Source organism: Oscillatoria nigro-viridis PCC 7112 (assembly GCF_000317475.1).
Classification (GTDB): Bacteria; Cyanobacteriota; Cyanobacteriia; order Cyanobacteriales; family Microcoleaceae; genus Microcoleus; species Microcoleus nigroviridis.
Genome location: NC_019729.1, coordinates 4,300,901 through 4,314,141, shown reverse-complemented (window position 1 = coordinate 4,314,141; position 13,241 = coordinate 4,300,901). Strand labels below are relative to the sequence as shown.

11 protein-coding genes and 1 pseudogene are annotated in these 13,241 nt (G+C 49.0%); 4 read left to right on the top strand and 8 right to left on the bottom strand.

Annotated elements, in window-relative coordinates:
• Window positions 1-28: 28 nt before the first annotated feature.
• From OSC7112_RS18145 to OSC7112_RS35910, 6 genes and pseudogenes are all read right to left on the bottom strand, one after another.
• Window positions 29-256 (bottom strand): DUF5837 family cyanobactin class RiPP, encoded by a 228-nt coding sequence (locus OSC7112_RS18145; protein WP_015177264.1) that lies wholly within the window; start codon window positions 254-256, stop codon window positions 29-31.
• 134 nt (window positions 257-390) lie between these two features.
• Window positions 391-2,721: a TOMM precursor leader peptide-binding protein gene (locus tag OSC7112_RS18140; RefSeq protein ID WP_015177263.1), complete on the bottom strand. Its 2,331-nt coding sequence runs from the start codon at window positions 2,719-2,721 to the stop codon at window positions 391-393.
• Window positions 2,722-2,770: 49 nt separating this feature from the next.
• On the bottom strand, window positions 2,771-3,529 hold the full coding sequence (locus tag OSC7112_RS37145) for a cyanobactin biosynthesis PatC/TenC/TruC family protein (RefSeq protein ID WP_015177262.1): 759 nt from the start codon (window positions 3,527-3,529) through the stop codon (window positions 2,771-2,773).
• A gap of 24 nt (window positions 3,530-3,553) precedes the next feature.
• The gene (locus tag OSC7112_RS18130) at window positions 3,554-3,805 is read right to left on the bottom strand and encodes a cyanobactin biosynthesis system PatB/AcyB/McaB family protein (protein ID WP_015177261.1); all 252 of its coding nucleotides are present in this window, start codon (window positions 3,803-3,805) and stop codon (window positions 3,554-3,556) included.
• Window positions 3,806-3,901: 96 nt separating this feature from the next.
• A complete protein-coding gene (locus OSC7112_RS18125) occupies window positions 3,902-5,902 on the bottom strand; it encodes a S8 family peptidase (RefSeq protein WP_015177260.1) in 2,001 nt (666 codons plus the stop codon).
• Window positions 5,903-6,329: 427 nt separating this feature from the next.
• Window positions 6,330-6,419: pseudogene (locus OSC7112_RS35910) on the bottom strand (transposase); the annotation flags it as partial.
• A gap of 504 nt (window positions 6,420-6,923) precedes the next feature.
• Here OSC7112_RS35910 and OSC7112_RS18120 point away from each other — a divergent pair.
• Window positions 6,924-9,134, top strand: coding sequence for a peptidase domain-containing ABC transporter (locus tag OSC7112_RS18120; RefSeq protein WP_015177259.1), 2,211 nt, complete (start codon window positions 6,924-6,926; stop codon window positions 9,132-9,134).
• 469 nt (window positions 9,135-9,603) lie between these two features.
• Here the strand turns inward: OSC7112_RS18120 and OSC7112_RS18115 are convergent, their stop codons facing one another.
• The gene (locus tag OSC7112_RS18115; protein WP_015177258.1) at window positions 9,604-9,996 is read right to left on the bottom strand and encodes a Fur family transcriptional regulator; all 393 of its coding nucleotides are present in this window, start codon (window positions 9,994-9,996) and stop codon (window positions 9,604-9,606) included.
• Window positions 9,997-10,139: 143 nt separating this feature from the next.
• Between OSC7112_RS18115 and purS the strand changes: the two genes are divergently transcribed.
• The 3 genes from purS to OSC7112_RS18100 all read left to right on the top strand — a co-directional run bounded on the left by purS (window position 10,140) and on the right by OSC7112_RS18100 (window position 12,465).
• Window positions 10,140-10,424 carry a phosphoribosylformylglycinamidine synthase subunit PurS gene (gene purS / locus OSC7112_RS18110; RefSeq protein ID WP_015177257.1) on the top strand — a complete coding sequence of 95 codons (285 nt, stop codon included), beginning with the start codon at window positions 10,140-10,142 and terminating at the stop codon, window positions 10,422-10,424.
• A 302-nt stretch (window positions 10,425-10,726) separates the two neighbouring features.
• On the top strand, window positions 10,727-11,428 hold the full coding sequence (gene purQ / locus OSC7112_RS18105; RefSeq protein WP_015177256.1) for a phosphoribosylformylglycinamidine synthase subunit PurQ: 702 nt from the start codon (window positions 10,727-10,729) through the stop codon (window positions 11,426-11,428).
• 233 nt (window positions 11,429-11,661) lie between these two features.
• Window positions 11,662-12,465 (top strand): DUF4058 family protein, encoded by an 804-nt coding sequence (locus OSC7112_RS18100; RefSeq protein WP_015177255.1) that lies wholly within the window; start codon window positions 11,662-11,664, stop codon window positions 12,463-12,465.
• A gap of 101 nt (window positions 12,466-12,566) precedes the next feature.
• Here the strand turns inward: OSC7112_RS18100 and OSC7112_RS18095 are convergent, their stop codons facing one another.
• Window positions 12,567-13,130, bottom strand: coding sequence for a helix-turn-helix domain-containing protein (locus tag OSC7112_RS18095; RefSeq protein ID WP_015177254.1), 564 nt, complete (start codon window positions 13,128-13,130; stop codon window positions 12,567-12,569).
• Window positions 13,131-13,241: the final 111 nt, after the last annotated feature.

The following is a 13,241-nucleotide window of genomic DNA, read 5'->3' as shown; positions in this document are numbered from 1 at the left end:
CTTGCAATTAACAGCAAATCGGAGATCTTTAAGCATCACCATCTACTGAGCAGATGAAAGACGCATCTACTGAGCAGATGAAAGACGCATCTACTGAGCAGATGAAAGACGCATCTACTGAGCAGATGAAAGACGCATCCGCACCAGCATCGCCTAGAGCTTCTTCAGACAATTCAGCCAAGTAGCTGGGTAGTTTACCACTGATGCCACGGATCACGGGTTTGCCTGGGTTAGGCAGGATGTTCTTCTTATTCATCGGAATAATCCTCATTTTGTTGCTGAGTTTATTGACCCGTTGGGGTGGGCCAGTCCCCTTCTTCGTGAGAAGAAGCTTCGTCGGGCGACATCCGGTACGTAGCGAAAGCGAGTCGCCCGAAAACTTTAAAAAACTTAAAATGGCATCGGTGTGGGGTTCATTTGAGCCTCAGCGAGCGGTTCATCTCGCCACCCCAGCTTCACCGGCACATCATAGAGCCGCCCCGACCCAAACCGCGACCAAAAATGCCGCATTCCTGGCACAATCACCTTGACCACATTCAAACCAATGTCCGGTCGTGTTTGATCTACCACCAAGGTCTCTAGACCAGCTTCTTGGGCAATCTTCACACAGGTCATCACCTCGGTGTAAATATCATCCCCCCAAAGTTTGGGGTAATCCTGGGCAGTCTTGAGGGCTTGAGTAGAATCGGGAACCAGATAGGGATGATCTGCTAGCGTCGCAGTCAGTAACCAATTTGTCGCCTCGCCCTTGAGGTTCTCGTCTGGCACTTTATCAAGTTCCCAGCCAATTTGGTTCACTTCTGTAAGGGCGCGGAGGATGGCAATGCTTGGGTCTAAGTGCGCTCCAAAGCCAAGAACCAGTCTTTCCGAGCTTCCACTTTTCCGATTCGATACTCCCACAAAGGCTGGAATACCTAAATCTGCTGTCAAATCCAGAACCCACAGATCTCGATCGCTTTCCTGATAGAACTGTTGCAACTGGACAAAATACGGCTCATTAAAGCTGCAAAGATCCACCGCTGGACGGCTCAGACGGTTGTACCACCACAACGCCACACTGTCGCGTTCCACCAGTTCCAAAAACCCTTGTAGGATTGCTTCTTCCAAGGTATTGCCTGCTGCGTTCCCATTAGAGTCATTTCGGCAGAAGTGGTGATTTGGTGGCGACGGGTAGTGGTAGTAACACATCGCTATGGGTACATATTTATGGGTCTGCTCCGTTAGTGACCACATTGGTGTCCAATCGATCGCTTGGCTAGGAACGAACCGCTGGGGAATCCAATCATGAGCCACGGTTGCCCGCTCATTGAGCATGTCCCGGTTAGCATACTGCGCCTCGCTAAAGCACAAACACTGCTCTGGATGAATCGCCAAATCTCCTAGTTCTGCGAGGGTTGCCCATTTACGGGGTTCGTCCCCCTGAAAAATAGCCGAATAACGTTCTACTGCCTCACACAAACCACTCGCTCGTGATTGGCTATCGGTCTTACCCTTACCGGAACTCTTATGGCGCAAGGTATGGCGTAGACCACGCAGGGAGGTAGAACTGCCGAAGCTATGCCCCGCCCGGTAGGTATGTACCAACGGATTAGCTGGGTCAGATATTCGCACCAGTTCCGTTACCACTCCCGTTACGGGGCCGATCAAGTGCTGGTATTTCTGCAAAGTCTGTTCGGGAGTGGCGGCCCGGTGACCACCATCGTGGGTGAACTGCTTGCGGCGCGATTCTAGCTTCAGCGGTTCAAACCCTCGCCGCTGCAAAATTTTTGGGTCACCACAGGTCGGACATTGCGGCCGCTTAATCAAGATATGACTTTTCAAGTCCAGGATCGTCTGGTTGAAGGTGATAACCTTGCCGTCCAGCGTGGGGAAGCGTGCCGTTCCCGGCGCAGTGGCATTGACGTGTTGCTTGACAATCCACTTCGCTATCTCAGTCGCGGCAAACTGTAACCCCGTTTGCAGGGTCGAAGGCAGCGTCGCCCGTGCTGTGGGCAAGCAGCCTAATACACTTCCGTTTTGACCGTTGCGCTGCTGTTGGGCTTGTTTTTGCCGCAATACCGACGACTCAACTTCGCGGTTGCCCCCCAGCCGATGAGCCAGACAGCCCCAACAGCCTGTCTTTCCGGGAACAAACACTGGGCCCAACCACAGGACACTGCCCACCGGCTTGACGAGCAGCCAAGTTTGTTGGCGCTCCAGAGCCTGCTTGTTGATGGCTGCTAGTTCCGGCTGCAAATAGTCATCGGTCAAGACGATGTTGAGCGCCGCTGAGGAATCCGCGTCTGTGGGGTTTTGCACCGGAATGCCCATGTCCCGCAGGGCAGTTCCCAGGGCAGCAACAGTTACTTCACTGATGTTATCGCCCACCGCTGTCAGCATGACCGGCTGCTGTAGCCCCTCGGCCGCTACGGGGGGTGCAATCCCTAACTCGCTCCAAAATGCCGCCACTTCCGAGGATAGTTCCGGGGCTACCTCGGTTAGGTAGCCTTTCTCTGCAAGGCGATCGAGCACATAGTCAATATATTCCGCCGGGACTTCTCCATCAAGCTTTTCGACAATCTGCTCTAGGGTATGTTGCCCATTCAGCAGAGGCACGATTTGGCAGTAGAGTTGCCCGGTGAGGGCGTGGTTGCTCTGTTCGCCAAGCAGGTAGACTTGCTTTGGCTCGATCGCCTCGACATGAAAGTGCGGCTTAATTTGGAGGAGTGTGGTGGATTGCATAGAGCGAACAGTCAGTCATTAAGTGGACGATAACTAGACAGGCTAGGGATTAGGCCCAGATGCGGCCCCGGCGGAAGGGTTTAGGGTGTCTCTGTGCCTTCTTGGCTTGCTTCTTGCAGTAGTCGCACCAGTAGGAATAATCTTGCAGCCCGGTCTGGGAAGTAGGTACGTAAGACTTTTTCTCTTCTGGAGGGGAGGAGACTTCCGAGGGTGTTACTTCTTTAGTCTCCTTAGCCACCGTTTCCTTTTTCTCATTAGCCATAGTTTCCTTAGTTTCCTTGGGTGTTTCGGGTGTTTGGAGGGTTTGCGGTTGCTGGGGTGCCACAACTCCCTCTAACTTGAGGTAGTCGATCCGGTGTGCCCCATCTCTCGACCCACCAGCAGTGGTCAGGGTCAGGGTATGTTGCCCAGCGCTGAGGGCTGGCAAGGGAATCTGGGTTTTGGTTGGCTTGCCTGACCCGACCCCGACGAGCTCGGTCACTGGCTCACCATCAACCCAGAGGGTGTCAACTTGAGAGCCAAAAAAGTTGTAAAAGAGCGTAAGTTCGCCGGTGCTGTAGCTGTGGGCAAGGGTGAATTGGATATTCAGTTTGTCGGTGGAAAAAAGCTGCTTTCCTTTGCTCTTTGGTTTGGTCTTGCGACCGGGAACCACGAGCAACGATGGCATCTGGGGCTGGTTGATCGGGTCTCGATCTGACCCAATAACGTAAGTAAATTCATCTTGCCAGCCGCCTACCTGCGAAAACTCCTGAGCTCCTTTACCAGCTTGACCAATTTGCCATAGGGTTTCAGTTTGCTGAGGCATCATGATTAGGGGCCGATCGGTGGCTCATTAATAAAATCGTCCCAGGCCCGCAAAGCCGCCCCAGCCCTGGCTGGCTGCACTCTGGCTGGCACTAGAGTACATCACTTGGTTCAAACTGCGGTTGGCATAGGCTGAAGGATCGTTATAGTTAGCGCCATGGAGCAGATCCATCCGAATATGCACCAAATCGTCGGTAAGACCCTCTTCCACATCCACGCACAGCGCAGGCTGGATGAAATGAGGCCGTTTGACGGGGGGAGACAATACAGGAAGTCGCATGGTTCAGGATTCTCCGTATGGATAGGGTGAACAAATCTAGATATCTTGGCGAGAGTGCATTTTGTTGTAGCACTCTCACCCCCATTGTATTGCCCTTTAATACGGTGAAGACCAAGAACGAACTTCGCCCAATGTGACCGGAATCAGATCGCTGACATCAATGGTGAAGCGGAAAATCTTCTTAGCACGGCGGTTGTTTTCAGGGTCGAAGAACTTCAACTTCACATCCCAGCAGTCGCTATCGAGGCGACAGAAGGGACTTTTCTCAACAGTAACGCTGTCGAGTTCCATGCCGACGGCAACCGCTTCGCTGAAGGTTCGGGCGGCTTGGAAGGCGTTGGTGACGGAGAAGTTGAGGGCGCGGTCTTGGGAGGTGATTCCCAAGTTGCGGAGGTCGTAGTAGATGCGGTTGAGGAAGCCATCTAAGGTGTTGCGGATGCGGTCTTCATCAGCAGTGCCCTCTTCAGCTTGAACCGCGTCCATCGCTGCGCTGACCAAGCTGTTGACTTTCCAACCGTAGATGCCGCGGGTGGTTTGGGGTTCAATTACCGGGACAACTTGACCGGAGAAGAGCTTGACTTTGCGCCCGGTCAAGATGCCCGGTATGCTGACGCGCTCCACGTATTCGGCATCGTTTTCGGGTTGGATTTGACCGGATAGCAGTTCGTGGAGAGCGCGGTAGGACTCGGCGCCGAAGGGACCGGTGGGGTCGATCGCATAGACGGGAGTCAGTTCAATGTTAAGCGTCCAAATGAGCGATCGCGCCTCAGAAATATTCTCGCCCAGGTAGTCCACCATCTGACGGGCGTCGTAGGGGTTCGCCGGCACCATCACCCCTCCCCCTATGTCAAACGGCGGCATCAGTTGCTTGAACGAGTCCCGGCGGGCTTCGCTTCCGAAGTCGTAGCCGAGGGTTCCTAGGGCATAAACAATCTGACCGAGCTCCGGAAGTTCGCTGGGGGCTTGGCTGGCGGTGACGGAGTTAGCAGTGAAGTTGGGCATCATTGGTGGTTGGGTTACAGGTGTAGGAAACGATTGCATCAAGTTTTGCAAGTTGGGGGTGTTGCTAGGGAAAGCCTCAGCCGCTCCTGGCTTGGCTCCAGCAGCAACCAAACTAGGAGCCGGTTGCGCTCGATCGGCGGCGGCAGTTGTTTCACTGGCGTTGGTTAAGCCGCCACCACAACCGCAGCCTGCTGCTTCTACTTCTGATGCACCCACCGATGCGAAATTCTCAGACATATTTCCTCCTTTTTTTAATAACGTTATGGCTCCAGGGATGTTCAGTCTGCCCGCCAGACACCGACGGGTTTCTTCTGGCAAGTCAGGGTCGCAGGGTAAGGCACTCTGCAACAACACTTGACGAATTTTTTGGGGGTCGGGGGTTTCTCCCTGCTCCCGCTGAAGACTCAGCAGCACGGCTGCTACACCTGTGACAATCGGAGTGGCGAAGCTCGTACCGCTCAGGCGGTCGGTGCCACCACCGGGTTTAGCTCCCAGGATGTCCTTGCCAGGGGCCAGGATGCCTTGGTCTTTGTAGGCTTCGCCCCAGTTGCTAAAGTCCAGGGGTTTGCCATCAGCATCCATCGCCCCGACCGCCAGCACAGAGGGCAAGGCAGCCGGTACGTGCAAGCAATCACAACTATTGTTGCCAGCCGCAGCGACGAGCAAGACGTTGTTCTCTCGGCACAAACGGACGGCATTCTGTAACCAGCCATCGGCCTCGCCATAGTCGGTCAGTTGACCCCCACTCAGGTTGATAACGTGGGCGCCGGCATTGACTGCTTGCTCGATCGCCCTAGCCAAATCTAGCTGGGAAGTTTTGAGGCGATCGTCAGCAAAGACTGGCACAATGATCCCCTTACATTTGGGAGCTATCCCCTCCACCGGACTGCCCGGTTGCCCAAAGATAATGCTGGCAACGTGGGTTCCGTGGGCGGACATATTGCCACCGATCTGGGCCTCCCCTTTAACCAAGGTGGGCAGATACGTTAAGTCGGCGCCTTGGAAGCAAGGATGAGTCTGGTCAACAGGACCATCCAAAACGGCAATACAAATACTACTATCTCCCTGGGACACCGTACTTAATGTATCTAGCATTTAAACCTATTCCCAACACTAATCAGCATAGAGTAGTTTTTTTACAGTATTGATTGATACCTGGGTTTTCACCTTCAAACTAAGGCAATGATACGCAGGCTGCTTGAATTTTAAGCATTGAACTAAAATTTTCAGCGCAGTTCCTTGAAACCTAGGGATTAGTTAGAGTGCTGCACAATCCCAGGCCCCGATGAGCGAACTTAGAATGGCCGAGGCTCGCTCGTCTAAGTGGGCTAGCTGCTGATTGTGTAGCGGTATACTTAAGCGCTGGGAATATATAAACATACTCAAAATTATTTACGCAAGGGGGGTAACAAAAATTTTTTTTCCCCGGAATAGACATTGAGGGGCTGTATTCCCTACCCAGTGGAACTTTAAGAAAATTTGCCCGTTCTAATTCAAGTTAACATTACTTAACATCATGGCCAACCAGATGGAGTTTGAAGCCAAAAAACCAATCTACAGAAGTCTTTCCTCTGGCTGCAATCCCTTTGAAGACTTTGTGCTGTTTAATCTGGACTTCCCCCATACAAATGTACTAACAGTTCTAAAACTCTTACTAGACAAAGGATGCAACTGTTGAGCTTAAATTTTGTACCGATTTATCAGCAATAGCTGACGCAGGATCTCGCGCTCAATTGTTGTAGATTCAATCTAATTGCCGATCGCAAACAGATATCAATCATCTACATGGGTACACAATTTTTAACTCAACAATTAAAACCTTTGTGATAAAAGGCTTGTGAGCCTGTGTAAGTATATTTGCAGGGGGAAGTTCAGTTTAATGTTGCGGGGTTGGGGCAGAAATACACTTGCCGGAGCTCGCCCGAATCTAGAATACAACGAGACAAGGAAAGACGCTTTGGCCCTTGCCCGATCTCGATCTTATATTTTGTTTAAGTTCCCTTAATTTAGTTAAAAAAATTTTAATAAAGCCAGCACCCATAATTTTATGGGTGCTTTTTGCTGATTGGCCAGGCAGCGGTGGGTATTGTTCTTTAGGCTCTACTTATTTGAAAAAATGCTAAAAAACATCCCATTTTTCCCAGGGATACCATTCTACGGAAAAATCAAGAATTCTCTGAAATATCAGGTTGTTCTCCAGCAGAGCGAAGAAGATTGCGGTGCAGCTTGTCTGGCTTCGATCGCTAAATTTTACGGACAGAATTTTACAATTAGCCGCTTGCGAGAATTTGCGGGTACCGGCAAACAAGGGACGACTTTACTGGGCTTGAAACAAGGTGCTGAGGCGATCGGCTTTAATGCTCGATCGGTGCGAGCGGCCGCTGCAATTTTAGACAAGCTCGATGATGCCCCTCTACCGATGATTATTCACTGGAGCGGCTATCACTGGGTTGTTTTGTACGGCAAACAGGGCAACAAATATGCGATCGGCGATCCGGCTGTCGGTATGCGCTACGTTTCTAAAGCAGAATTAGCAGCAGGTTGGACAGATTGGCTGTCCTTGCTAGTAGAACCCGATGCGGAGCGGTTTTTTGCAGCAGCAGACGGTCAACCCCCCGCCAATTCCTTACAAAAATGGATGCGCCGGATTGGGATTTACCGCCAGATTTTAATGGAAGCATTTTTGCTGAATGCAGTGTTGGGTTTGCTGTCGATTTCTTCGCCTTTTCTAGTTCAACTGCTCACCGACGACATCCTGGTGCGGGGCGACAGACAACTCCTGGCGAGTGTGGCGATCGCAGTTATAGTTATGAACCTGTTTAGCAGCAGTTTAGAATTGGTACAGTCCAACTTGATCGCTCAGTTCTCCCAGCGTTTAGAATTGGGATTAGTCATGGAATTTGCGCGCAAATTCCTGCGATTGCCTTTGAGTTTTTACGAAACCAGACGCAGCGGAGAAATTGTCAGTAGATTGCAAGATATCCAAGAAATCAATAAATTAGTTTCTCAAGTCGCTATCAGCTTGCCCAGTCAATTTTTTATAGCTGTAGTTTCTTTTATTTTTATGTTATTTTACAGCAAGGAACTGACGCTGGCAGCTACAGTAATTGCTGTGCTGATGACTGCCTCTACAGTCGTGTTTCTGCCAGTATTGCAGCACAAAACGCGCAGTTTATTTGTCCTAGAAGCAGAAACTCAAGGCGTTTTAGTAGAAACTTTTAAAGGCGCGCTGACCGTCAAAACTACTAGCAGCGGTCAGCAACTTTGGGAAGAATTTCAAACCCGCTTCGGTCGCTTAGCAAAGCTCACTTTTCGCACTACACAAATTGGCATTCTCAACAATATATTTTCGGGTTTTGTTGCTTCGGCTGGCAGCATTACTCTGCTGTGGCTTGGGAGCGGTTTAGTGATTGACAAGGTATTGAGTATCGGTCAGTTGCTAGCGTTTATTAGCATGAATCAAAACGTTACTACTTGGGTAAACTCCTTAGTCGGATTTTCGGATGAAATGACTCGCGTCCAGACAGCAACTCAACGGCTTTCTGAAGTCATCGACGCTGAACCGGAAACTAAAAACGATATTAATAAACCTTTTGTAACCGTTCAGGATCGCGACGGTATTGTTTGCAAGGGTGTTAGTTTTCACTACCCCGGCAGACTTGACTTGCTGGAAAATTTTTCTGTCACGTTTCCCGGCGGTCAAGCAATTGCTTTGATCGGCTATTCCGGCTGCGGAAAAAGTACGCTAGCTAAAGTAATTGCCGGTCTGTATCCGCTGCAATCTGGTAATATTAGAATTGGCGGTTACAACTTGCAGGATTTGTCTCTCGACAGTCTGAGAGAGCAGGTAGTATTGGTTCCTCAAGAAGCGCATTTTTGGAGCCGTTCGATTCTCGAAAATTTTCGTTTGGGCAATCCAGATATCAGCTTTGAACAGATTGTGAAAGCGTGTAAAATTGCGGGTGCGGATGAATTTATCAGCCAATTGCCGGATAAATATCAAACAGTTTTAGGGGAGTTTGGAGCGAATATTTCTGGCGGACAAAGACAAAGATTGGCGATCGCCCGCGCCATTCTCAACAACCCACCCGTATTGATTTTAGACGAATCTACCGCAGGGCTTGACCCCGCAAGTGAAGCGGAAGTCTTAGAAAATTTGTTGATGTACCGGCACGGGAAAACGACGATTTTTATCAGTCACAGGCCGCGAGTGATCGATCGCGCCGATTGGATTATCATGTTAGAACGCGGCCGGTTGAAAATGCAAGGCTCGGCTGCAAAATTGCGATCGATTCCAGGAGACCATTTAGAGTTTTTGCATCCTTGAGCGAGTTAATAAAACGACAGGTTGAAATCTGTCGCTACACAAACAAAACCCGCCTGCGCGGATTGATTGAATACTCTTAGAGTCCGCTCAGGCGGAGGAAAGTTTGTGTAGACGCGAATTATATGAGACTTTTGGCTAATGTATGAAAGGTGAAAACCCTCATACATATTTACCATGAATAGCGAGAATGATTGTATAATTAAAACCACATTAAATAATCTATTATGACTCTTCACCCGCGTGATACAGCAATCCTTGCAGGAGTCGTAAATTTTTGACACCACCACAACCCTCCCCGAACCCGAGGGGAGTCCGTAAGAAATTCACAAATGATGCGAGGATTGCTATATCGTTTGCGGTTGCATCGGAATCATAAAATCGAGTCAACAGTCAACAGTCAACAGTCAACAGTCAACAATCATTTCGCTCGTGCAACCCGAATTGAGATCGCTCATGACTAATAACTTCTCTAAGATTCTTGAGCCAAAGTACACCGATCGCACAATCCGAAAAACTCCAAAGTGTGATAATAAATCTTGAAAGAATGAGATTTTTGTAGTTGGCTTTCTAAGTGGTGGACGGGGCATTCGTCGATGGTAATGGAGGTGCCGCATTCCAGACAAGTTAGGTGGTGTTGGTCTTGGTGGGCGGCACCGTAGAGAGATTCGCCACTAGCGAGGGTTCTGACGTGAACGAACCCCTCTCGCTTTAAACCGTCGAGGGAGCGGTAAACGGTTGCTAGGCCCATGCTGTGGTCGCTGTTACGCAGTTCTAAGTAGATATCTTGCGCTGAGAGCGATCGATTCAGGACTTTGAGCAAGTTTAAAATACGCTCCTGACTGCGGGTGTGGTTGGTTCTCATAATTTTTTTCTCGAATCTGCTGGAATCAAATCTGTCCCTATTTCTAGGCTATCTTACTTGGGCGAACCAAATGGCGATCGGCGCGCAGCTCGGTTGTAGAATACAATGGGGCTAACTTTCACATCACCTACCGCAACATTCCCGTGACTCAGAAATATCTTGCCCAAATCTATGTTACCCTCCGCGCTTCTGTTTTAGATCCAGCCGGCACTGCCGTACAGTCTGGTTTGCAACACATGGGATACGACAATGTTGAGCGTGTGCGAATCGGGAAGTACGTTGAATTGACGCTGACTGCTGCTGGTGAGTCGGAAGCCCGCGAACAACTCGATCGCGTTTGCGACCAACTTTTGGCCAATCCAGTGATTGAAAATTATCGCTTTGATTTGACTGAAATTCCTGTTGCTGTGGAGACAGCGGCGGCCTAAATGCGATCGCCCCTAGGGTGTGTTTTTTTGCCCCGGAGATTCCCCCTAACCCCCCTTAATAAGGGGGGGACAAGAGGTTCTCAAAGTCTCTGTTAAAACGCGGGGACTCGGAGCATTCAAAGTCTCTGTTAAAACGCGGGGACTCGGAACACTCAAAGTCCCCCGCGAGGGGGATTTAGGGGGTTCTAGACTTTGATACAAGGGAGAGAAACATAAGATTTTAGTCTTAAGTTGACACCTCTTCCTTCTTCCTTCTTCCCTCTTCCCTCTTCCCTCTTCCCTCTTCCTTCTTCCTTCAGCTTATGAAATTTGGAGTTATTGTTTTTCCGGGTTCAAATTGCGATCGCGATGTGGTGTGGGTGACTCAAGGGTTACTGCACCAACCGACGCGCATGATTTGGCACGAAGATACCGATATTTCGGATATTGATGTCATTGTAATTCCCGGCGGTTTCAGTTACGGAGATTATTTGCGGTGCGGCGCGATCGCCCGTTTTTCTCCGGCGATGCGGGCTACTGCGGAACACGCGAAACAGGGCAAACTTGTACTGGGTATTTGCAACGGTTTTCAGGTGTTGACTGAAGCTGGTTTGTTGCCCGGTGCTCTGGTGCGGAATGCGGGATTGAATTTTATTTGCGATCGCGCTTCTTTGAAAGTCGAACGCGGTAATACTCGTTGGACTGCGGCTTATACTACGGGTGAAATCATCGATTTGCCGATCGCCCACGGTGAAGGCAACTATTATGCTGATGCGGATACTTTAGCAGAACTAGAAGAACACGAGCAAGTGCTATTTCGCTACTGCACAGAGGCGGGCAAAATTAGCGATGCTGGGAATCCCAACGGTTCGTTAAATAATATTGCCGGTATTTGCAATCGCCAAGGCAATGTGTTAGGAATGATGCCGCATCCTGAGAGGGCTTCCGATCCGATGTTGGGGGAAACTGATGGGGTGAAATTGTTTCAAGGGTTGTTGATGGCAACTGTTGCTGCTGTTTTGTAGTTGATATTTGGGGTGTCTATAATTTTATGAACAGGCTTTCCGGCCTGTTCCACAACAGATTAAATTTATTGTGGGGCGGGCCGGAAAGCCTGTTCTTGACAAGCTTTAACTGGTTCCCAGGCTCCAGCCTGGGAACCTATATCCAGAGGCTGTGCCTCCCTTTAAAGCGACGCACCCTACAAAATTAAAAATGCTAAAATGATTTGAGAGTCAATACATCGGAAAATAGTCCTATGCCTTCACCTTTTCCTGGAATGGACCCCTACTTAGAACACCCCGATTTCTGGCAGGAAACTCACAATCGATTGATTATCGCGATCGCTGATACCATTATGCCTCTAATTCGCCCTAAATATGAGGTGGCAATTGACAAACGAATCTATGAAATTACCGATCTAAATGAAAGTAACGACGAGTCCCTTTTAGTAGGTATCCCCGATGTCGCGATTAAGCGTCAATCTAATAACCCGAATATTCCTGCAGGTTCAGTTGCCACTGTAAGTATAACACTTCCGACTACCGTTAAAGTGCCTGCTCCTGAAAAAATTAAACAGACTTACCTGGAAGTGCGAGAAATGGCAACTAAACAAGTTGTCACCGCAATTGAAATTCTTTCTCCCGTGAACAAACGTAGTGGAGAAGGAAGAATTACTTATCTCAAAAAACGCCAGAGTATTTTAGGTAGCTTAACCAATTTAGTCGAAATCGATTTACTACGAAAATGGGAATCTATGCCCATTCTTAATAATTCTATTCAAAGCGATTATCGGATTTTAGTCAGTCCCAGTAATCGCCGTCCGTTTGCCGAACTTTATGCTTTTAATCTCCGCGATTCTCTACCTATATTTCCGCTTCCCTTGCGCGAGGAAGATGTAGAACCTATTGTTAACTTACCAGAATTATTTGCAGGTGTTTACGATCGTGCTGGCTACGATTATCGGATCGACTATAATCAAGAACCCGTACCGTCTCTATCGGAAGAAGAGCGGGTTTGGGCTACCCAACTTTTGCAAGAAAAAGAACTTCGAGATAATTAATTATATTTTACTTTATATCCTGTGCTTAGTCGCGACCGACAATCTCTAAATCAACTTGAAATTTTCGCAGCGACGCACCCTACAAATATCTCGCATCTTAGCTATGATAATTCACGCAATATTGTTTCTACCGTCACATCTGGCAGACCAAGTAACTGAGCGATTTGGCATGGTTCGATACCTTGACTGTGCAATTTGCAAACGACATCAGCTACATCAATTTCGAGGCGTTCGATCTGAGTTTTGAATCTGGATTCAGTGGCGTATTTGTTATCAGATTTGCTAGGCCCAGAAAGACAGGGGTTGAGGTTGAGGGTGTGGACGTATTCGACGTATTGAATATAATCTCTGCCGAAGTTTGAAGTATTGCTAATATTTCTGCGATCGACAGCAGCTTTGAGATTGCCTTTTTGCATCTCTTCATCCATCACTATCGAGAGAGTTTTGAGTAACTTGTAGCCGACTTCTCGGACGTATTTGGTAGTGTAGCGGGTGTCACGAGCGATAGCTTCGTAGGTTTTACCATCATACATTCCCTGAAACAGTAGCCGTTGCAGCGTGTTGAGATGTTTGCCTGTTTTTTCAAATATTAGACCATCGACCAATTTCAGCAATTCGTTATCGTCAGGGACGGCTTGCAACGGGCGATCGTCGTTGGGCTGCATGGGTTAAGTGAAGAAATATAAAGTTAAGGAAACTTCGGGCTTTTTCAGTCTTTTTCGGGCTTTTTCAGCCATGACATAGATGAGACAGGTGAGGTAGATTTCTTAAATCAC